The sequence below is a fragment of the Planctobacterium sp. AWM4_229 genome, from assembly GCF_056160305.1.
Genome location: NZ_JBSWWX010000007.1, coordinates 1 through 20,966, shown reverse-complemented (window position 1 = coordinate 20,966; position 20,966 = coordinate 1). Strand labels below are relative to the sequence as shown.

The window sequence follows — 20,966 nt, the reverse complement described above, 5'->3', positions numbered from 1 at the left end:
AGCAAAAAATGTGTACGCAGATAAAAAAGGATAAATATGGATACCGATACAAAACCCGCGATCCCCTTCGAAGATATCGTTGAATGTGCAAATAAAAGCAGATCCAATTCATTGCTCATGCATCAGGCGATAAAAAAACTGTCGATTAGTCTACCTTGTCTGCAATCGAGAGGAGCGCCGGAGGAGGTTCAATGGGCAGAAAAATACAATCGTCTGTACTTTGCATACAACTACCTTAATGAGACTGCACTGCATGAATCTACTCGCAAGAGAAAGAACATGAACGACTTGAGTGTCGAAAGTGAAGCAGTGACAGTGAATCTGGTGGCGGCAGATATTTTTGGTATGTATCACCAGGCTTATACCCGCTACGTCAGGGCTATTCGGCGCTGTCAGGAAGCCCTTAATTTCATAGTGAATAGCGAAAAAATCGGTAAACGACTTTCAATAAATGAGACAGAGAAACAGAAGGTAATCAAATCGATTGTCGAGAACCTGGTGGCTATAGGGCATATTGCGTTTAATCAGGATGTTGGAGCGCTGCAAGGCCAGATGGCAGATATCCACGACAGATTCTGTGAAAAGGAAATGGAGTTGCAAAGGCAAATGAAAATAAAAAAGAAAGATCGTGTCAATGTGGCTAATGCGCCATTTGAGCAGTTTGTTGTACTCCACCACAAAAATATCATTACACGAGTATTAAATGGCACAACAATTACTGCTGAAGAGGCCTTTTACCTTCCCAGACAGCTGTAGTTTGAGTCGCTTTTTTAACCATGAGGAATTAATTATGTTTTCACTAAATAACATTTCAGCCAGTGATATAGAGGCCGCTAGCAAACAAATGACGGACTATGAAGCAATAAAGAAGCTCGAGGAATTCCTGGAGAGCAACCCATTGCTGGAAATTTCAAGCGAAAAAGAAATTCGCGCTCTGACGTTTGCGTTTTTTATGAATCGATTCACTCTTTCTGAGCTGGACCAGCTTAACTATTCAGGTTTACTGGCCAACAATCCAGCAGCATTAGAAGCTCGAACAAACATGTTGCAACTACTGAATGATCATGTCACGCAGAAATATTATCGAGATGACGCTTTAGCAGCGGCGGCATCCCCGCAACAGGGCATGGGGAATTTGGTTTTATGTGTTAAAGGTTTGCCTGGCCCGATATCCATCGTCGGACAACCAAATGATGATACCAAGTCAGGTAGACTCACCATTCGTAATAAGTCGGCATTAGATGGGATCCCCCCACTGTATGGAAATGAATCATTTAAGGTGGCATCGAAAAGAGTTGATGGTGAACGAGTTACCCGATATCTGGATACCTATTCAAACAATAACTTATTTATCGTTGCTTGTTTATTGGACAATGATGAAATTGAATATTTGCCTTTGACGGGCATGAGAAAAAATGCAGACGCCGAAGTCATATGCAATGCAACTGGTTGGCAGAGGTTTAACAATGTTTTTGCTCGTCAAAAGAGAATGGTGACCTTTGACGCAGCACATTGCCCTCCCTTGACTGGGTATCTGGCAGGCATAAAGAGCGGTTTTACAAGTTCACATTAACCAGGAGATGCGCGATGACTGTTTGTTTCTTTCCTGTAGCCGCAAAAAACGGTAAAGGCTATACGTTGAGGCTTTCCGATGAAAAGGATAAGCAAGAAAACGATGTCAATTTCATCCCGCGCAGTAAGGTAAAGAAATGGCTAGGCAGTAAAGAAATACGAGGCCTGTCTGTTCAGCACGGTTATGATTCAATTCATGAAGATGCGTCTGCAGATCTCGCCGCCATGGCCTGTCAGGTTGGTCCAGAGAAGCTTTACAAAAGCATTACAGGTAAACCACTGGAGTTCACCAGCAAGGATATGCTGTGGGTGTGGTCTGGGGCTATTGACTCAGATGATAAGTCTTTCGCTCCTTTAGATATGTTATTGGTAAAACTGTTTTATGTAATGGAGTTGGCCAAGGGAAATAGTGACAAATCCATCGTTTTTGTCATCGCTGGAGCTCATGGCGAACTTCAACGGCATATTGATAAAGCGTGGGACTGCATTCCGGAGCAGAGCCAAACTGAGTTAGAGCAAACGAGAATCGAAGGGGTGCACGAGTATCTGCAGGAGTCTTATGTCCGTCTGGAAAATACAAATCCTTCACTGGATAAGATAATCAGTGAAGCAATAGAAATCTTTGAAGATAAAATTAACGGTAGTGTACGACTCGAAAATTTGCATGTAGAGGTAGTGAATGAGGATTCCGAGGTGCCGGAAGTGCCACCACAAAAGAACCAATTAACCAAAAATACAGCCTTGTTTGTGTTTATTGGCGTGTTTTCGCTGATTTTGATTTCCCACGAATGGGAATTCTATTCGTTAAAAATGAACGAGCTCGCTAATGCGCGTGAGCAACGCCAGCCAGAGCTACAGACAGAGGCTGAACCTGCCACTCACTCTGATACAGAGAAAAAACCGGAAAAAGCCAAGAGCAGTGCACTAACCGAAATTCCAGAAACAGAACACTTCATGGATGTTTTACCTGAGTTTGAGAGAGATGCATTGCAGGTTAAGCGAGCGGGGGTCATGTGTAGGGATGCGTTATTCTTCGATGATAACAACCAGGACGATAATGATATGGTTGTCAGAGAAGTATGTCGCGTTTTAGATGGTAATATTTCTGACTTAGCGGTTTCTGCCAGATGTGTGACACGTGTTCATAGTGTGGGCAAGTACGAGATGCGTGCGAACTTTGAATGCGCTGAGCTTAATGTATTTACTGACATTGCAGGAGAAGGTGAAATACTCCGTTTACATGCAACGCCTTACTCAAAACTGATTACTACAAGCGAGCCTGTTGAGGCGAAAAAGAGCATCATAGAGCAGGGAATTAAAAGGTTATTCAAATCTGAGATCATGTTAGACAACGATGTAAGTGCGGCACTTTCTCTAAATGATATATTGAGGGAAGCTGCGTCCGAGCATCGGATCATGAAACTAAAACAATACATTCAACGCGTAAATGCGTTAAAAGAACACGCCTTTACGGCGCATATTATTGATGGTGTAGAGGAGCCTTAAGATGGTTAAATCGGGTACAAGTTGTATAATCGTTATTCTTATTTTTAGTGTTATTTCGGGGTGCGCCAATACCAGTTCAGAAAAGCCCCTTGTATTTGAACCAGAAAACCAGTGGTCACAATTAGCGGGCCATATAGGTAATCGGGTTCAAGGTATTCTTACCAGCAATACCTCGTATGATTGGTTTAATCGCCGCAATCGACAGAATATCCATTATCGAGTGGCCATCATACACCGTGGGATGGAGCCTGAACTGATTACTGAGCTGAATAAGTATTTTGGATTTTACATTGGTAAGAATATCCGTGAAATCTATGCTTGTGAGAATCCCACCAAAATTTGTCATGACCTCGATATCGAAGTCGTCGCTGATGAGTTACAACTGAAATCGGCAAGCGAAGTATATTCGTCTGAACGTGTAGAAGATGATTCTGATCCGAACGGCATTATAGGTATCTTTAAGCACCCAGAAGACGGGAAAATCAATATTACGTTTTTGCATTTAAAGGCTGAGTCCGATAGTGGCTCGCATTTGACTGGTGAACTTAATACCAATTTTTCACACGAGAGTGGTCACCTCAAAGGAGAAGGGGCAAAGCTAGTTTATGCTGATTTGGTGTACGGCACAGGAGTTTTCTGTGATGGCAGAAAATATGAACACACACGATATCTGGACAATGAAATACACAGGACAAACTTTGAAAATCGTGCAAAAGAGGTTTGTACAACTGTGTTAAAAGGCAGTATTAAAGATGGAGAAAAAGTACTGTGTTATGGGAGTGCGAATCAACAATATGAGTTAGTTCCCAGTAATTATGTTTTAGAGCAAGCGGATAGTTGTAAACCCGTGTACGAGTTCATGATACGTAAGATATAGCAGCGTGTTAATCACCACTTTACATTATTTATACTGGATAATTACTATGGTAGGTCCCCCACTTCAAAACCCTGAGAGGTTTTATAAAAAAGGGAATGCTTATTAATCGCTCTGTTTTTTGTATCTACAAATTTAAATAACATATAGCGCCAGGTTGTTAGATGTTAGAGGAGTAAGTCGTTTAACAACTTTGTTCTTTTGCGAAATAACCGAATCAGTTTAGATAAATTTTGAGTTCTATCTTCAAGGGTAAAGCGACATCAGCAATCCTGATTCCGAGGGCAAAATGAGATAGGGTTTGATCGTATACAAGCCTTTAGGATTAATGTAAGTGTATATTTAGTCAATGAAGTTAGTCCGCACTGACATCTTGAGTAAATCGTTAAGTGATTGCTCAAACCGCGGTCAATTAGCCAAGAAAGCACGATGGTCTTTTTGAGATATTTGGAGTCGTTCAATCAAGGTTATGAAACTAATTAATGAGTACAAATTAATAGTGGTTCTGGTTTTGTTAACAACCGTATTGTCCAATGTGAATAAATTAATCTTCGCCTTGATTTTTATTCAGCATAACGATTTATTCAAATTGGACTTATATACGCTGATAAGGTAAAACTGAATAAAAATTACTCATCCTGATGGGGCAATATTCGGAGGGAGCCGGAACATGAAAGATGCAAATGCTAATGGTACTTTTGCCGGAGCTATTGAGTTAGCGGTTGATATAACGTCTACTTTTTCACTTGCAGCACAGCAAAACGCCTATCCTGTCTTAAAGTCGATTAGAATTAGCTATCCAGATAATGACCATCAAGAGCTACCGACCTATCACTCATTAGTCCTCAGGTTATCTGGAATCGATGGGTGGGTTAATGAGGAAACTTGGCAGATTGATCGGTTGGAGCCAGGTCAATCGATAGGCATCAAGCCAAAAGAACTTCGTTTTCCCTTCGAAAAGCTTTTCGGTATAACTGAACAGATTACACATGATCTTTCATTTTCCCTTTTTGATAACGAACAAAATCTACTAGCAGAGCAGCACACTAAACTAGATATATTGCCGGCAAACTTCTGGGGGGGAGAGGAAAGACAACCTGCGCTGTTAGCCGCATTTGTAAAGCCAAATGGTATCTATGTTGAGTCCCTTGTCAGGCAATGTGCTTTAGCATTAGAAAAAGGCGGCTATGGACGAACGGTAGATGGTTATCAATCAAATACACGAGAAAAACCTTACTTAATGCTCGCAGCTCTTTGGAATGTGACTTTTAAAGAGAAATTAGCCTATGTTAGTCCACCGCAAGGTTTTGCCAGCAAAGGTCAAAGAATTAGATTGGCTTCCGACATAAGTACTTCGCGCATGGTTGCTTGCCTTGATAGCTCATTGTTATTTGCTAGCTGCATTGAGTCGATGGGGTTGAATCCCGTTATAGCTATAACCAAAGAACATTCGTTTGCGGGCGCTTGGCTAATTAATGAAAAGCTCCCAATTTTGACAAATGATGATCCGCAGGATATCAGAAAACGCGTTGATAATCGGGATTTGATATTGTTCGAAACAACGCTGATTACAAATGACTCACCCGTTACATTCGAACAAGCGAAAGAGCACGCGCGAACTCTACTTGCTGAAGAAAATGAATCAGAGTTTGTCATGGTAATTGATATCGCGCAGGCAAGGGCGCAATCCATAAAGCCTTTATCAACAGTGGAGGAAGCCAGAGAAGAGAGAACATCGGTAGGTGGTTTCGAGGAGCTTGCATTACCTGTAATTCCGCCACTTCCTCCGGTAAGAAAGGATGAGCAAGTTGTTACGGATACGCCTGAGACCAGGATAGACACATGGTCAAGAAAACTGCTAGACCTGACAAAGAAAAATAGCCTATTGAACTTCAGCGACAGAGCTGTAGCTATCAAACTTTACTGTCCAGATATTGCTGCTATGGAAGATATGCTCGCCGATGGTACCAAGTTCAAATTTCTTTCTGCCCAAGAAAGCCCTCACTTTGACCCAAGTCGTGACAGTGAGATGTTTAGGCTCCAGACGGGTTCGGATGTGCATCGTGATTACGCACTCAACCAAATTCAGAGTAAAATTCTGATTGCTAATCAGCCAGCTAAAAAGCTTGATAAAAACTCTGTGGAGTTATTCAGGAGGGCTAAGAATGACCTTGAAGAGGGTGGCTCAAATACACTATTTTTGGCCCTCGGTTTTCTAAAGTGGAAAGAGAATCCAGAAGATTCGAGAAGCTACAAAGCACCGTTGTTGCTTATTCCTGTGAAACTCACCCGGAGGAGTGCTAGAGCTCCTGTTTACGTGGAACAATTGCAGGAAGAAGATCCTATCTTCAATCTAACGCTAATTGAGTTTCTGCAATCTGAGCACGATATAAATCTAAGTGAATTTAAGGATGAATTGCCTGAAGATGATAGTGGTGTTGACGTACCTTTTGTCTGGCAAAGGGTAAGGGATGCTGTAAAAGAGCAGGCTGGTTTTGAATTGGTTGAGGAATTGGTACTAGGGTCATTCTCATTCGCTAAATACCTTATGTGGCGAGACCTGCGTGATCGGCTTGATGCTCTAAAAGAGAATCCATTTGTACAACATTTAGTTGATAATCCACGAGAGCCATATCCGCAGGAAAGCAACTTCGTTAACAGGGAAGACATAGACGAGAAGCTTGATCCAGTTGAAATATATACGCCGCTTAACTGCGATAGCTCGCAGCTTGTGGCAGTCGATGCTTCTGCTAAAGCGCAAGATTTCGTACTCGAAGGTCCTCCAGGTACGGGCAAGTCTGAAACTATTGCAAATATCATCGCCCATAACATCGGCAAGGGACGAAAGGTACTTTTCGTTGCTGAGAAAATGGCAGCACTGAATGTGGTTTATCGTCGTCTTAAAAAAGTTGGTTTAGATCATTTGTGTCTCGAACTTCACAGTAACAAAGCAAACAAAAGAGGAGTGTTGGACCAACTTAATAGTGCCTGGCAGAAAAGGGAAGGGCTTAACTCAAGAACCTGGAGTGAAACAGTATCTGAGTTGAAGCAAAAGAAAGAGCAATTAAATGGTTATGTCAGGGCACTTCACCGCAAATCCGATTTTGGAATATCAGCACGAGATGCAATTGCGACGATTGCACTGAACAGTGACAAGTTAAAGGTAAAACTCGATTGGCCGCAAGATGTTGCAGGGGCACCGATAAAATCGGAAAGCGAACTACAGTCGACACAAGAGTTGGTTGAACAGTTAGCCCTTGCTTTTTCTGATGTGCGCGACCTTAATGTAGATTCATTTAGGTTTGTCACTGCAACAGAATGGTCTAACGTTTGGCAATCGAAACTTCTCATGTCAATTGATGAATGGCAGGAGAGGTTTCAGGCTTTAGAAATGAGCCTGGTCGAGTTGCTTCCTTTATTTTCGCTGGAGAGCATTGAGCAAACTGTTGCAAACCTCATTGCGCTGAAAAATGTTAACTGCCTGGCAGAGCAGGCTATTGACCGAGACATCGCATTTGCCGTTGATAAGGGAGCTAAAGAGCGTGTCGAACTAATTTATGAGCTGGCAAATTTGAAAGCGCAATTCGATAGTTCGCTTGGTGAGGTATCCCAAGGTGTTACCATTGAAAATGTGTCCAAAGTACCTGTGCAACAGTGGAGCCAACTAGCACTGGAAGCTGAATCTGGTTGGTTGAAGGCCTTTTTCAATAAGCGGAAGATCAACAAAGAAGCAGCTTCTCTGGGTATCGCCAAGATAACTGACTTTTCTATCATCGATAATATTGGACTATGCCAGAAGCAGAAGTCAGATATCGAAAGGATGCTTCCGCACGTTGAAAATTATTCCATCTGGGAAGGATGGACAACTACATCTGAAACTCTTCTGGAAAAGGCGAAAGCGGGCAGTGAAATCAGACGGTGTATTTCTGAACTCGTTGCTCTTACAGACGATCCAACCGACATATTGCTCCCTGTGAAAAAATGGTTTGTGGATGGCAGAGAGTTTTTGGAGGCGTCAAAGGTCTATGCCACTGCCAATATCTACTCAAAGGCCATTGATGCATTTTTAGAAGTGAATGCCTCCCTCTGTGAGATGGGGTTATTAGTAGGCGAAAATGAATCGTTACGAGCTGTCTCACATGGCCTGGGAAGTATAAATGCAAATGCGAATAAGCTGAAAAGTTGGTGTGAATGGCAAGCAGCTAAAGAACGAGCAATATCGGTTAGCCTTGAGGTTTTATGTTCAGCGCTTGAAAATGCCTCAGTTAATCATGACGAGCTGGGCCAACAATTCAGTATTGCATTCCGCTATTGGCTTGCTCCGTTGCTAATTGATGCCGATCACGAGCTTCGTCAATTTAAAGCATCTACACACGAAAAAACAATTGAGACATTTAAAGAGCTCGACGAGCGTGTTGCTCAAATAACCAGTGATTATGTTGTCGCCCTAGCATCCGAGAGTAAGCCCGTCAAAGACTCAAAAAATAACCCAAAAGAGTTTGGTGTTCTTGCGAAAGAACTTCAGAAGAAAACGCGCCACATTCCTATCAGAGCATTAATTAAGCAACTTGGTCACTCTTTATTAGACCTATGTCCTTGTTTAATGATGTCGCCGCTTTCTGTTGCACAGTTCCTGCCTTCTGATTTTAAAGGGTTTGACCTGGTTGTCTTTGATGAAGCTTCACAAATGACTACCTGGGATTCTGTTGGGGCTATTGCCCGGGGCAAGAATGTAATTATTGTTGGTGACCCCAAACAAATGCCTCCGACCAACTTTTTCTCTGCGGGGGGGAATTCGGACGATCCTGACGAAGAAGATTTGGAATCAATTCTTGATCAGGCCTTGGCAGCAAGGTTACCGCTTAAACGTTTAATGGGGCATTACCGGAGCAAACATGAAACATTGATCGCCTTTTCAAATAGCAAATATTATGAAAATTCGCTTGTTACGTATCCATCGTCAGAAACTAAGGAATCAGCAGTTTCTCTGCACCGTATTAACGGCATATATGCGAAGGGTAGAGGAAGAAATAACACTGTTGAAGCTAAAGCCGTCGTTGGAGAAGTTGTACGCAGACTGCTTGATAAGCATGAGTGCACCAAGTCCATAGGAGTTGTCACTCTGAATACGGATCAACAACGTACCATAGAGGATTTACTGGACGATGCCAGGAGACAGCATCCCTCAATAGAAAAGTATTTCCAGGACGGCCAAAACAAAGAGCCTGTATTTGTAAAAAATCTTGAGTCAGTGCAGGGGGACGAAAGAGATGTCATTATGCTTAGTCTCGCGTATGGGCCGACTGAGCCTCAGGCAAAGACGATGAGCATGAACTTTGGGCCGTTGAATAAGAGTGGTGGTGAACGGCGATTAAATGTCGCTATTACGAGAGCTACAACCGAGGTAGTCGTATTCTCTAGTTTTGATTCTTCGATGATAGATCTAAGTCGTACCAATTCTGTAGCCGTTGAGCATTTGAAGCACTTTTTAGAGTTTGCTGAAAAAGGCCCAATCGCCCTCGCGGAAATAGCCTCTGCTGATCATGGCGTTGATCAATTTGATAGTGATTTTGAAGAGGCAGTTGCTCAGGCACTTCGTGTTAAAGGCTGGAAGATACAGACTCAAGTTGGGGTCAGCAAGTTTAGGGTTGATTTAGGGGTTCTTCATCCTGATAAGCCCGGAAAATATATCGCTGGCGTAGAGTGTGACGGAGCAACCTATCATGGTTCTCCAGCAGCTAGAGACCGAGACAGAGTAAGGCAAATTATACTGGAAAGCCTCGGTTGGAATATCGTAAGGCTCTGGTCTACCGATTACTTTGTCGATTCAGAGTCGGCGATAGAAAAAGTTGACGCTAATCTGCGAGAAATTCTCGAAAAGGAAAGGGAGTTAGACATGCTGCAAGAAGCAGAAGCAGAAGCAGAAGCAGAAGCAGAAGCAGAAGCAGAAGCAGAAGTAGAAGTAGAAGCAGAAGCAGAAATTACAATTTTGCAGGCTCAACATGTGAATGGCGAGTCTGATGAGGGGAGCCTTTTTGATTCTGGTGAAACTGAACCTCTACAGGACAAAACTTTTGATGCTGCGGATTATTTCAAACCTCAATACAAAGAGCGACTTGTCTCAATAGCCAAAGAAGTATTATCGGAGCGTCCTGGAATAACTCTTCACTCACTAGCTTTGGAAATTGCCAACCTACATGGTTTAACAAGGACGAGTAAAAAGCAGGTCGTATATTTACGAGAGATTGTAGAGAAATTTGCAGGAATTAATGAGAACGATGGCTACTCTCCAACTCTTTGGTTGTCACCTGCAGATCGGGTTGATCTTATTGAGTGGCGAGGCGCGGATGTTTTTGGCTTTGATAGGAAATGGAGTGAGCTGGCATACGAAGAAGCGCTTGGCTTGGCAAAGTACGCAGTTGCGCAAAATCCAGATGCTCCGATTGATGTAATGTGCGAAGAGTTGAGTTTGAAGAGACGTCATGAAACAACGCTATCGCAGTTTAGTCGATGGATAGACGAGCTGACTGAGAAAAGTGAGTAAAGATTGAATAAATTGATGAGGCAAGATTTGCTGATACTTTAAAGTAAGTTCGTGATACTGAGTTTGACAAGCAAATGCTGGAACGATTAGTACTCACAGAATAAGACGAAACAATGCAATCGAATTAGCGAAGGAAAATCTTTGAAAAACCTTTAGCCACAGCAGCCAAATTTACCTAATTATGCCACACAGACCAACGCCTCTTCTTAATATTTCAGGTGGCCACACTTACACCACAAAAATTGTCAAACTGCTCTGCAGGGCCCATTTTACCGTTATTTTTGTGGCACAGTTATGGCAAACTGAAGGAAGTATGTTCACCAAGATATGGTATCGGGGACTCAGAAATTTCCACAGTTATGCCACAATTTTAAGGAAGGATTACACAAAGATGGGCAGTTTGGTGAGAGTGTTCAAAAATCCCCCCAAATTTACATAGTTATGCCACAAAAACCAACGTTCTTCCTGAGTATTTCAAGTAGCCACACTTACGCCACAAAAATTGTCAAACTGCTCTGCAGGCCTTGTTTTACCGTTATTTTTGTGGCGCAGTTGTAGCCACTTTAACAGGGGGAATCACTATTCGTATTTGCGTGTTGCTAGTTAAAACGGCCTAAAAATTTACATAGTTATGCCACAAGAAACGAACTTCGTACTCGGTCGCGGCTGACTGCCCAAGAAAGCATTTAATAGGTGTATTTATTATACCGCTTTGTCACAGTTGTGGTTTTGTAGTGCTTCCTTAACTCTTTGTTTCGCATGTAATTTTTATTGGTTGTGTGTTTTTTGTTCGTTTTCATGGTGTTCCTGTGGCCACACTTTTCTCACTTTCAATCATGCTCCCGACATGGTTCGTCCTTCGCCTCCAAGCATTGCCCAAAAACCATCCTTTTTATCTAGAATTAGCGTATTTATTGTTCTGAGGTGGAAATAAACTACTCATAACCAGTTCCATTTATCACCATCACTTTTTCTGGAGAAAGGTGAGGTTTCAAAATGACCATTTTTTACGTGATAATGCCACAAATTTCAGACCACTCCCTTACTGTAGAATGTTTTGGGCCAATTATTCACTTTTCTATAATTAGTGGATATCCCTTACTGTACGTCTATTCAGACGGTTTTCATCGTTTTTAAAACCAAAAATAGCTGTTGTGAAAGCCACAACTATGACAGTGAAAAATGAGTATTTAATGTTGAAAACCTCCAATACACAGCAAACTTGAAATCAACATCAAGATCTAATGCTATTATTTATAGCAGCTCCCTGGTACTAGATGACCTTCTGAAACACTTTGAAGCGCCGCAGGGGGAATGGGGTACTTTGGATTTTCTCAACAATGAAGGGTAACTTATTCCTCGAAAAAGTACTGAAGTCAGCCAATTACCAATTGTTCTGTACAAATAATATACACCAAATTTTGATGCCTTAAACTGCAAATTGGAGTCGAAACTAAGAGGAAACCTCTTTAATCCGCTCAGTATCTACATTTCCTCTTAGTTTCTACATCAAATCCTCTTAGTATCTACACCACAAAACACCATATGGCATTGTGATATTTCCCTGAACTATTACTTCTCTCTCGATAATATTTTTCGAAGAAATATTCGTTTTTAATAAAATTGGTAATTTGGATTGCGCATCTTTTTGTAAATGTGTCTGGAAAAAATAACGACGTAAAGCGAGGTAAACACAATTGCAAATGTTTTTAGCAGAGAATCCAAACTAGAATAGTCGCCAAAAGCATTTCTACCAATTTCCATAAAGCTCGGAAATCCGTAGCTAAAACGACGGACCTCACCGAGAAAACAACTGGAGAAATTAATTTTCTGTTTTTATGTTTTGTCACCGTTGACCGCTGCAATTTTTTTGTTTAACCATGCGTTGAACAGGGACTCTGGAAACCTCCTAGCACCTCCTATTTTTATCGATGGCGGTAAATCGGCTCCTGTGCTCAACCGATTGTTTATTGTCGATACGGCGAGGTTTAGCTTTTGAGAAACTTGTTTAACTGTTAAGAGATTTTCACCCATTGTTTCGGCTTCGATGTTTAGTCTGGTATCTTAGTTTTAAACTCAAAATATCGCGTTGTAAAGTCAGTTCGCTAGGTGGTGAAATTCAATAAAATCAGTGAGATATACAAAAGTTGGCGGTTTTTGTATCGCTTTTATAAGGTTATCAAAGAATGAGGTGATGTTACTCCAGTTTATATACATAAACTGGTGGCTTTACGAGCAAAAACAGCGCATCAAAAAAGTTAAATTAATTGAAAACTTTTTTGTTCAGGGTCTTTTCCCACTTCTTCAGTGCATTTTTTCTCTCTTTGAAGTAATCATATTGGTTATATACTTTTAGCATTCCCGTTAGTTCATGATTCAATAATTTTTCGATGACAACCGTATCAACGCCAATTGAGGCCATTTGAGTCTGGAAGGTTCGACGCAGATCATGCGGTGTAAAGGGCTCTAAACCAAAAAATTGAATCTTCCTGTTAACTGCTCGGGCAACACTTCGTTTGTCGATTGGAATACTGCCTATTTCACTTTTAGTGAGAGTAGAAGGCAAAATGTATGGCGAATTTATAAGGGCAAATTCGCTCTTCAGCTCCAAAAGGGTTTCTTTCAATAAATTGTTGATCGGAATAGTATGACATTTTTCTTTTCCTTTTTTGCTCTTCACATTTTCTGGAGGAATAGTCCAGACATCGTTGTCGAAGTCTATGTGGCTCCATTTTGCGAGGCAAACCTCGTTCACTCTGCACCCAGTTAATAACAGTAGCCTCAGCGTAAACTGAATTTGTTTACTGAGCCCGCTTGACGGTAAGGAGGAGAAAATACCCTTGAGCTCGTTTATCGTTAACACTCTGGTGCGAGGTATTTCTTCACCACCGACGTTTTTGCGTCTGACTCCTGCGAGCGGGTTGACCTCGAGGTATCCTTTATCTATGCAGAAATCCAGAATTTGTTTTAGTAGCGACAAAGTCTTATTGGCCTGAACGTACGCTTTTCGTTTTCGGATTGGATCTAAAACTTTGCTGGTTAGTACTTTTCTTGACAGTTCCGATATTCGAACATTACCCACTTGTTTTTCAATGTCATTTTCAATTGAAGCGATTGCGATCTCGGGTCTCTTGCGCTCAGAGCTAATGTAAACTTTGAATAAATCCAAAGGTTCTTTGAAACGTGTTTCTTTTTCCTTTTCACTTGCTCTTCGCTGTGATTTTTTACGTTCATCCGTTATGTCTTCGCCTGCAGAGATTCTTCCTCGTAGCGATTCGGCGAGCTTTCTTAATTGTTTGAATGGCATATCACCAAAATTACAAATCTTGTAGGTGCGTTGAATTCCATCTCGACCTCCGACGCGGTATCGGAGATAGAAGGCGATTTTTCTTTTGCCGTCTGAACTCTCAGATAGTCTCTTTGCAAAGAAGCCTGCAATCTCAGAATCGTTTAACGTTTTTTCATTCTCAGGGAAGTTTGCAACGATACTTTCAGTTAGTTTTATTTTATAAGTCATCTCAAGCTGTACATCACCGGTGCATCACATTGTTAGATGTTACCACTAAAAATACCTAATGTTACTTTTAATGCCTCACTTCGGTTAAGTGGCTGATATATATTAATATAATAAGGGTTTTGTGGGTATTTGTAGGTAATTCAAAGTGGTTGAATATGACACTGTTACTGTCATGGGGTGTCAGGGGTCGGAGGTTCAAATCCTCTCACACCGACCAACTTCTCTGCCCTCCAGCGTATAGGCTCTACCCCATAAACGGGGGCTCTACCCCATAAACGGGGGATCAGCATTCATCTCGTTCTGTTTATTATTAATTTCCATGATTTCATTAATGACAACTGATATCTACCATTGTAGTTTAAACCATCCATGGTAGGGGCTTCCTGCCTGGCCGTCCGTTGACCAGTCGTTCAGAGGGCCTGACCTTTGGTCCTGTAAACACCCTCTTCACCCAGCCACAATGAGATCATTCAAAAACAACATCCGTCCGCATCACATACTTTGTTCCAGATACAAGCTTTACTCCCTGATGCCAGAGGTGGTGTTCAAAGATCAGCGCCTTCCCTGTATTCGGAGAAATGACTATATCGTCCTGTCTAAACTTAGTTTCACCACCTACATAACCTCCGTTTAGATATACCAGGAGCGTCAGAAAAGTGGTGTTTCCATCGACAGTCTGGCGTCCATCTTTATGCATATTGAACTTTTGGCCAGGTGTGTATTTGTAAAGTCGAAAGTGGGGTGATAGCCCGATAGGGCGCTTTGTTTCTATTGTTGGGAGAGCATCTTGAGGTAAGCGCTGCCACCAACTTTTTGCCAACTCAGGAGCATGCCAATCGACACGTTCGTTGTTTTGGATATCTGTGAGTAATGAGCGCCCTGCACCAGTATCTACATCTGCTGAAGCATAACCTGATTCTTCGGATTGATTAATGTAACTCTCACACTCTTGTTTCTTCAGGAATGTGTCTATAGTGAAGATGTTGTTGCTGACTTCCTTCATTACACCGATGCCCAATTTAGTTGTTGGAGTTGATTGTGCTCAGAAGCGCTTTTAAGCATGTTTGTTTGTCCTGTCTCCATAGAGCATAACTCAACGGAAATACGTCAACACCTGCACGTTTGACGACTTTATAGGTATCCAGTTCAAAAAAGTCTTCCCATGGTCCAGGGTAGCCAATTAAGTCAATTGCGAGGTAAGTTGAGCCCTTTTTCGCCAGTACGTCAATATAAGTTCCAAGCATTTCATAGCCTTTCCAACAGCTAATACCGTGCTTCTCCAGTTCCGAAGCGACTTCAGTTTGAAATTTGTCTGATTCAGTTATTGCGTTATGCGAAGTCGAAAATTTCTGAATTGATGCCAGGTAGGATTTCAGTAGATTTTTTTCTGGAAGTTCATTCTCTTCTACCGACAAAAACAAATACTGCTTTTGTCTTGCTCTGGTAACAGAAACATTGAATACATCTTCCTTATTGAGATAAACCGCAGCTCTTTTGCTTGTTGCATCTATGGCAAACGATAACAGCATTATGTCTCGTTCTTCACCTTGAAACCCATATGGGGTGGCGACACGAATGTTATGCTTTTCAATTTCTTCTAGTGGAATTTCTTTTTCAATGAGACCGGCAAGGTAATTAGATTGTTTACTGAAAGGGGAGAGTATGCCGATACTTCTGTCTATCTCGGTGAGTTTATCTTCATTGATAACGCTTTTTACTCTTTTTAGTACTTCCTCAGCCTCCATGTGATTGACACCGGTATCATTGCGCAAGCCCTTTATCTTTATTGTTTGAATATGCCCAGACGTCGAGCAAGGTCTGTGTTGCATCACCTTCAGGCGGTCATTGTAAAAGTGCTTGTTACTGAAATGAATAAGCTCTGGTTGACTCCGGAAGTGTTCATCCAGGAAGGCAACTTGAGTCTGTTTACCAATTGATTGAAGTACTAAATCCAAAATACTGTTGTCACGATAGCTCTGTGCTTTGCCATTACCGGCTACGTTGGTAGCTTGCGCTATCTGCTGTTCTTTCGTTTTAGATAAGAAGGAGAAATGTCGAAGCTGTTTTTGATCGCCTACGACAACCGCTTTTTTCGCCCTGAAAAATGCAGGGAGGACACTTGAAATGTTGCACTGCGTGGCTTCATCAACGATGACCAAATCAAACATCTCTTTTTGCAATGGAAGCACTCTGTGCAGAGTATTTAAGCTCACTAACCAAACTGGAAACCCCTTTAACAGTGACGCCATGTTTGCTTGCGAGTAATAATGTTCTTGCTTGGAGGAGGTTCTAGCACGCGAGGCTTTGTTGAGAAGCTGTACAGCTTTTCTGTCTTGCTGCAATAAACTTGAAATAGTATGCGCTTTGAGCGCACGTAAATAGTCAGATGATTGCTTTTCTTTAGTTTTGAGCTGCTGATTGAAATGTCGTTGGATGAGCCACAATTTTTGTAAATTGCTAATCGACTTGCCAGAAAGCTTGTGTACCAGCTTTTGCCATATACCTGCTGCTCTAGTGTCGACAGCATGGGTTCGATTACCATGTTTAATAGCAAGCTCACACAACTTAGAGATTGCAGCTTCGTCTTTTTCGATATTTCTTACTGTCTCATTAAGCTGGCTCTTGAACTGGTTCAGTTCATCGCCTTCTGCAAAATCGTAATAGCCGGCCAATAAATCGCTCAAATACTGTTTGAACTCTTTTAGAAAGCTCTTTTGTCCCGCACGTACGAACAAATTGTCGAGACCAAAATCAATCCCCAATTTTTCTGCAATAACATCGAGTGCCGTTTCAGAGCCAGCGGCTATCAATACTGATTTTCCTCTTGTGCAATACTCTGCTACTATCGCAGCGATTGTATAGCTCTTACCTGTGCCTGGAGGGCCTGAAACTGCACTTAAAGTTTGATTCGCCGCCATATTCAAAATTCGTCTTTGAGAGGAACTCAAAAGGGCAGGGACTAAATTGCAGTTGACTTCATTATCTTGAACTGCTGACTTTGATTCACCCAATAATGCTGACAGGGGGGCGGAAGATTCTTCAGCTTCTGCAATATTGCTCAACTCGTGAAGTATGCCTCTACTGCTGGTGGAACGCTCCACGAATGCTAAAGCAGAGACAGCTAAAAGACTTGGGATCTTTCTTCTCATCGCTTTAGTCACACTTTCCTTTTCTTCTAACTGAGGAAAGCGAAGCGCATCTAGCGTGTTTAATTTATACGGACTCTGTTCAAGTACTCCAATCCAGTAAGATGGATCATAAATTCGCTCAGGGTTGATATCTGGCAGTTTGTCGTGCTCAGGGAGGAGCAAGGAAAGTAGCTCTTCATTAATTGAAGGTGCGCTCTCATCTACAGAAAAGTAATAACCGTATTCGTCTTTTTCGATTGTGGCTTCTTTAAATACTAACGGGCTAAATATGGTGGTTGTATCTTCATCACGCGTTAATTTACCCGCGATAAATAAGCTACAGTGTAAAAGCACACGCTCTCTTTGATACATTGCCACGCGCTTTGAAAATGATTCGCCATATTTCGGGAGGATGGGAAGCCGATGAAGGGTACCGTTAGCGACTTCATCAACACCATTTAAAATACGTAAATCTTCTTTTGTTAGCTTTTGAAGGTTTCTTAAGTTGAAGTCAGCAGAGTCTTCTCTGTAGCATTCTTTATAGTATTCGATAAGTCCTTTTAAATTCATGCTTATTGATTACAACCTTCTCTATTCTGCGTTTTTCGCATAGTGTTCAAGCGTGGCAACCGCCATTCTCTTAACGGTCTCGGCTGCATAACCTGTAGGCGTAACGTCATTTGCTGATGAAGCCAACAAATAAGCTCCCTCGATTGCACCATATAAGCTTGAAGCAAGTGCATGCAGTGCTGCTTTGGTGACGGTTAATTGATTGTGTTGTGCTACGTTAGTCAGTAGTCGCTGCAATTCATTGACATTACTTTTTACGACGTCCTGATATGCCGATTTAACATCTTCCTGACGAATGGCTTCTGAGCCGATGACAACCCATGCTGCTACAGCGTCTTCATTTGAACCGGGTCCCAGTGCTAACGCTGCGTCAATAAAACTATCTAGGTGCTCTGAAGGTGACTGTGCTAGTGCAGACAATGATGTGTATCGTTGATTCGCCACCTGATGAATTGATTTGACGAGTTCAATAAGCACTTCTTGCTTGTTTTTAAAATGATAGTGGACAAGCCCTGCAGTGAGCCCTGCTTCCTTAGCAATGTTTTGAATAGACGCTTTTTCATAGCCTGACTTTGACATAACAGCTAACAGTGCATCGACTATTTGTTCTCGCCTTTGCTCTTTATTTGAGGGTCTTCCCATATCACTTTCCTTTAATTCGCAAACTCATCCTATTTTCTTTTTATTGGTTAATCAACCAAATTACTTGATCTTTGGTCATGGCGGGGCTATTTTAATTATAAGTTGGTTAACCAACCAAGATACTTTGTAAGATAATGATGATTAATGTAAAAGCGTTGAGGAGAATGCCATGCTCTCAAATAAAAAAGCTCAGAAAGAGTGGAGAACCATGAGCGCTGCATGGGGCGGAAACGATAAAGCCATAGCTCGTTACTATGAAGAGCTAAACGAGCGTTATAGCGCGCAGAATCGATACTACCACTCGCTTAATCATATACATGCAATGTTGGAATTAGCACGGGTTCATAAACCTGACATGCATGATTGCCCAAGTTTGTATTTTGCAATTTGGTTTCACGATGCAGTTCAAGGGATTGCAATTGATGGCGAGGCCCAATCTGCAGCTCTATGCGAGCAATACCTCATAGCGATAAATACTCCTGATAAGATCATTTCAAAGTCCAAACAGATGATATTGGCGACGAAAACACACCAAAGAACGGATCATTCTGAAGTGGACTTTTTCCTCGATTTGGACCTTGCGATATTGGGTGCTAATTGGTCATCGTACGAGAACTACTCGCGGGAAACTCGATTGGAATACTCGCTACCTGATTGGATGTACAGACGTGGAAGAAAGAAGTTTCTGCAAAACAAGCTCAATCAAAAACGTATTTTCATTACTCCTGCGTTTGTCAAAAAGTATGAATCAAGTGCTCGGCAAAACATGCACAGAGAAATGGTGCAATTAGGGGGAAGGTTATGAGTGCAAATGCTTCAGCAAACCAAAAAATGCAGCAGGTGATAAATCTGAAAGGCCGGCAGTGTCGTTTGATTAAAGAAGCTTTTGACATTGAATATTGCGAAAAGTTACTGCGTCAGGCAAAGACGCACGGGTTTAGTAAAGCGTTAGATAAATATCCATCAACATATCGGAATAATGATCGACTACAAGTAGACAATGTTGGGCTTGCAAAAGAACTATTCGAGGTGTGCAAGTCTTATATTCCAGACTCTATCGAAAAAGGGCAGGAGACTTTGACGCTAGACAGACTTAATCCACGCCTTAGGTATTGTCGATATAGAAATCAGCAGAAATTTACCGTTCATAAAGATGGTGTTTATTACGAAAGAGAAGGCACTAAGTCTCACCTCACTTTTCTCTTGTATTTGAATGATGGCGCTGAATTCAGTGGTGGTGAAACAGTATTCTACGCAGACCGAAAAGGACACAATGAACTGGTAAGAGTAAAACCCCAAAGAGGAGGTTTACTGATTTTTGATCACGATTTATGGCATTGCGGAGACGAGGTACTAAGCGGAGAGAAGTACATACTCAGAACAGATGTACTGTATAGATACAAAGCACATTCTCAAATGCAACTTGCTCATCATGAAGGATATATATGGAAAATAGCTGCTATTTCTGGGGAACGGTTGGTTTCGATCGGAAGAGATAAGTGTATAAAAATATGGAACAAAGAAATGCAACCGCTTCAGACTCTACGTTTGCATCACAATTCTGTTTTTGACGTGCTGGAAGATGATTGCTCAAGATTAGTGGCTGTTTCCCGAGATGGGTATCTAACGCGCTGGGAAACTGGCACTAATGGTTTTCAAGTAGAGAGCTGTATTGATACTGGTCACCCCAGTGTTTTAGGGTTAGTTGAACTGCAGAATAAAACGCTACTTACCTATGGCCCCGACGGAATATTAAGGGTTTGGAACCAGAATTTAGATTTACAATTTCAAATGAAATTATCAGATGAATGGATTACCGATACTAAAAACCTAGACGTTCAGGAGCCAGTTGTGGGTTGTTCCACCAATCTTGGCGAATTTGTTATTGTCGATTTGTTAAAACAAAAGGTTTTGTCGAAAGTATCGTTAGGCCTTGGCCCTATACGGACATTCAAAGTTGCTAAAAATATAGTGTATCTAGGGTTAGAATCAGGTGTGCTATCTGTATTCGATATGAAAAATTTGTTTGTTTTAGAGAATATCGATGTTCATGAAGGCGCTATTACAGATATTGAATTAGCCGGAGACAAAATTCTTACTAGCAGTGAAGATGGAGAAATTAAAGCAACTCAACTAGATGGCAATTCGATGACACTGCATAAGGAAGATGATTTCATCACTTCACTTTGTACCAGAAATGAATGTCTTTATTTTGCGGGATACTCAGGGCGAATAACGAGTCAATTGTTGTCACTGAATGATTTTTAAAGTTAATCAACTAGTTTAATTTCAACATTGATGACTTTAGGCGCTGTATCCGAAGTAGTTGTCGATATATCGATTTTAAGGTCGCCTTTACCCAAAGTCATAAGAATATCTTTGGCTTTAAGACGCAATTGCTCCCACCTCTCATCGGATTCAATTCTTTAGATCCATTCCACATTTTTGTGTACTAAAAAGGACATCCACCATTAAAAATGGTGTGCACCAGTTATCGTAATTTTGTTTTTGGTTTGCTAAAAGAACTAAAAAGGACATCCACCTTAAAAATGGTGTGCACCAGTTAACGTGATTTTGTTTTTGGTTTGCTGATAACGGAGCTTAAGGGCTAAA

12 protein-coding genes are annotated in these 20,966 nt (G+C 41.5%); 7 read left to right on the top strand and 5 right to left on the bottom strand.

From position 1 onward, the window contains the following. Positions 1–36: 36 nt before the first annotated feature. The 5 genes from ACXAGP_RS15865 (at position 37) to ACXAGP_RS15845 (ending at position 10,496) form a co-directional block, all read left to right on the top strand. A complete protein-coding gene (locus ACXAGP_RS15865; RefSeq protein WP_475262546.1) occupies positions 37–756 on the top strand; it encodes a hypothetical protein in 720 nt (239 codons plus the stop codon). Next, complete coding sequence (locus ACXAGP_RS15860; RefSeq protein ID WP_475262545.1) at positions 704–1,573, top strand: hypothetical protein; 870 nt, start codon at positions 704–706, stop codon at positions 1,571–1,573. The genes ACXAGP_RS15865 and ACXAGP_RS15860 overlap by 53 nt, the downstream gene beginning before the upstream one ends. Positions 1,574–1,587: 14 nt before the next feature. Continuing rightward, positions 1,588–3,078 (top strand): hypothetical protein, encoded by a 1,491-nt coding sequence (locus ACXAGP_RS15855; RefSeq protein WP_475262544.1) that lies wholly within the window; start codon positions 1,588–1,590, stop codon positions 3,076–3,078. Position 3,079: 1 nt separating this feature from the next. After that, positions 3,080–3,955, top strand: a complete 876-nt coding sequence (locus ACXAGP_RS15850) for a hypothetical protein (RefSeq protein ID WP_475262543.1) — start codon at positions 3,080–3,082, stop codon at positions 3,953–3,955. Between the two features lie 667 nt (positions 3,956–4,622). After that, positions 4,623–10,496, top strand: a complete 5,874-nt coding sequence (locus tag ACXAGP_RS15845; protein WP_475262542.1) for a DUF4011 domain-containing protein — start codon at positions 4,623–4,625, stop codon at positions 10,494–10,496. 1,836 nt (positions 10,497–12,332) lie between these two features. On the opposite strand, the gene ACXAGP_RS15840 is transcribed toward ACXAGP_RS15845, so the two are convergent. The 5 genes from ACXAGP_RS15840 to ACXAGP_RS15820 form a co-directional block, all read right to left on the bottom strand. Next, positions 12,333–12,530, bottom strand: a complete 198-nt coding sequence (locus ACXAGP_RS15840) for a helix-turn-helix transcriptional regulator (RefSeq protein WP_475262541.1) — start codon at positions 12,528–12,530, stop codon at positions 12,333–12,335. A 229-nt stretch (positions 12,531–12,759) separates the two neighbouring features. Then, the gene (locus tag ACXAGP_RS15835) at positions 12,760–14,013 is read right to left on the bottom strand and encodes a tyrosine-type recombinase/integrase (protein WP_475262540.1); all 1,254 of its coding nucleotides are present in this window, start codon (positions 14,011–14,013) and stop codon (positions 12,760–12,762) included. A gap of 466 nt (positions 14,014–14,479) precedes the next feature. Beyond that, a complete protein-coding gene (locus tag ACXAGP_RS15830) occupies positions 14,480–15,016 on the bottom strand; it encodes a 2OG-Fe(II) oxygenase (protein ID WP_475262539.1) in 537 nt (178 codons plus the stop codon). A 16-nt stretch (positions 15,017–15,032) separates the two neighbouring features. Then, positions 15,033–17,711 (bottom strand): DEAD/DEAH box helicase, encoded by a 2,679-nt coding sequence (locus ACXAGP_RS15825; protein WP_475262538.1) that lies wholly within the window; start codon positions 17,709–17,711, stop codon positions 15,033–15,035. Positions 17,712–17,732: 21 nt separating this feature from the next. Next, positions 17,733–18,353 carry a TetR/AcrR family transcriptional regulator gene (locus tag ACXAGP_RS15820; protein ID WP_475262537.1) on the bottom strand — a complete coding sequence of 207 codons (621 nt, stop codon included), beginning with the start codon at positions 18,351–18,353 and terminating at the stop codon, positions 17,733–17,735. A 169-nt stretch (positions 18,354–18,522) separates the two neighbouring features. Between ACXAGP_RS15820 and ACXAGP_RS15815 the strand changes: the two genes are divergently transcribed. Together ACXAGP_RS15815 and ACXAGP_RS15810 are read left to right on the top strand one after the other, a co-directional pair. Next, the gene (locus ACXAGP_RS15815; protein WP_475262536.1) at positions 18,523–19,158 is read left to right on the top strand and encodes an HD domain-containing protein; all 636 of its coding nucleotides are present in this window, start codon (positions 18,523–18,525) and stop codon (positions 19,156–19,158) included. Continuing rightward, on the top strand, positions 19,155–20,621 hold the full coding sequence (locus tag ACXAGP_RS15810) for a 2OG-Fe(II) oxygenase (RefSeq protein ID WP_475262535.1): 1,467 nt from the start codon (positions 19,155–19,157) through the stop codon (positions 20,619–20,621). The genes ACXAGP_RS15815 and ACXAGP_RS15810 overlap by 4 nt, the downstream gene beginning before the upstream one ends. Positions 20,622–20,966: the final 345 nt, after the last annotated feature.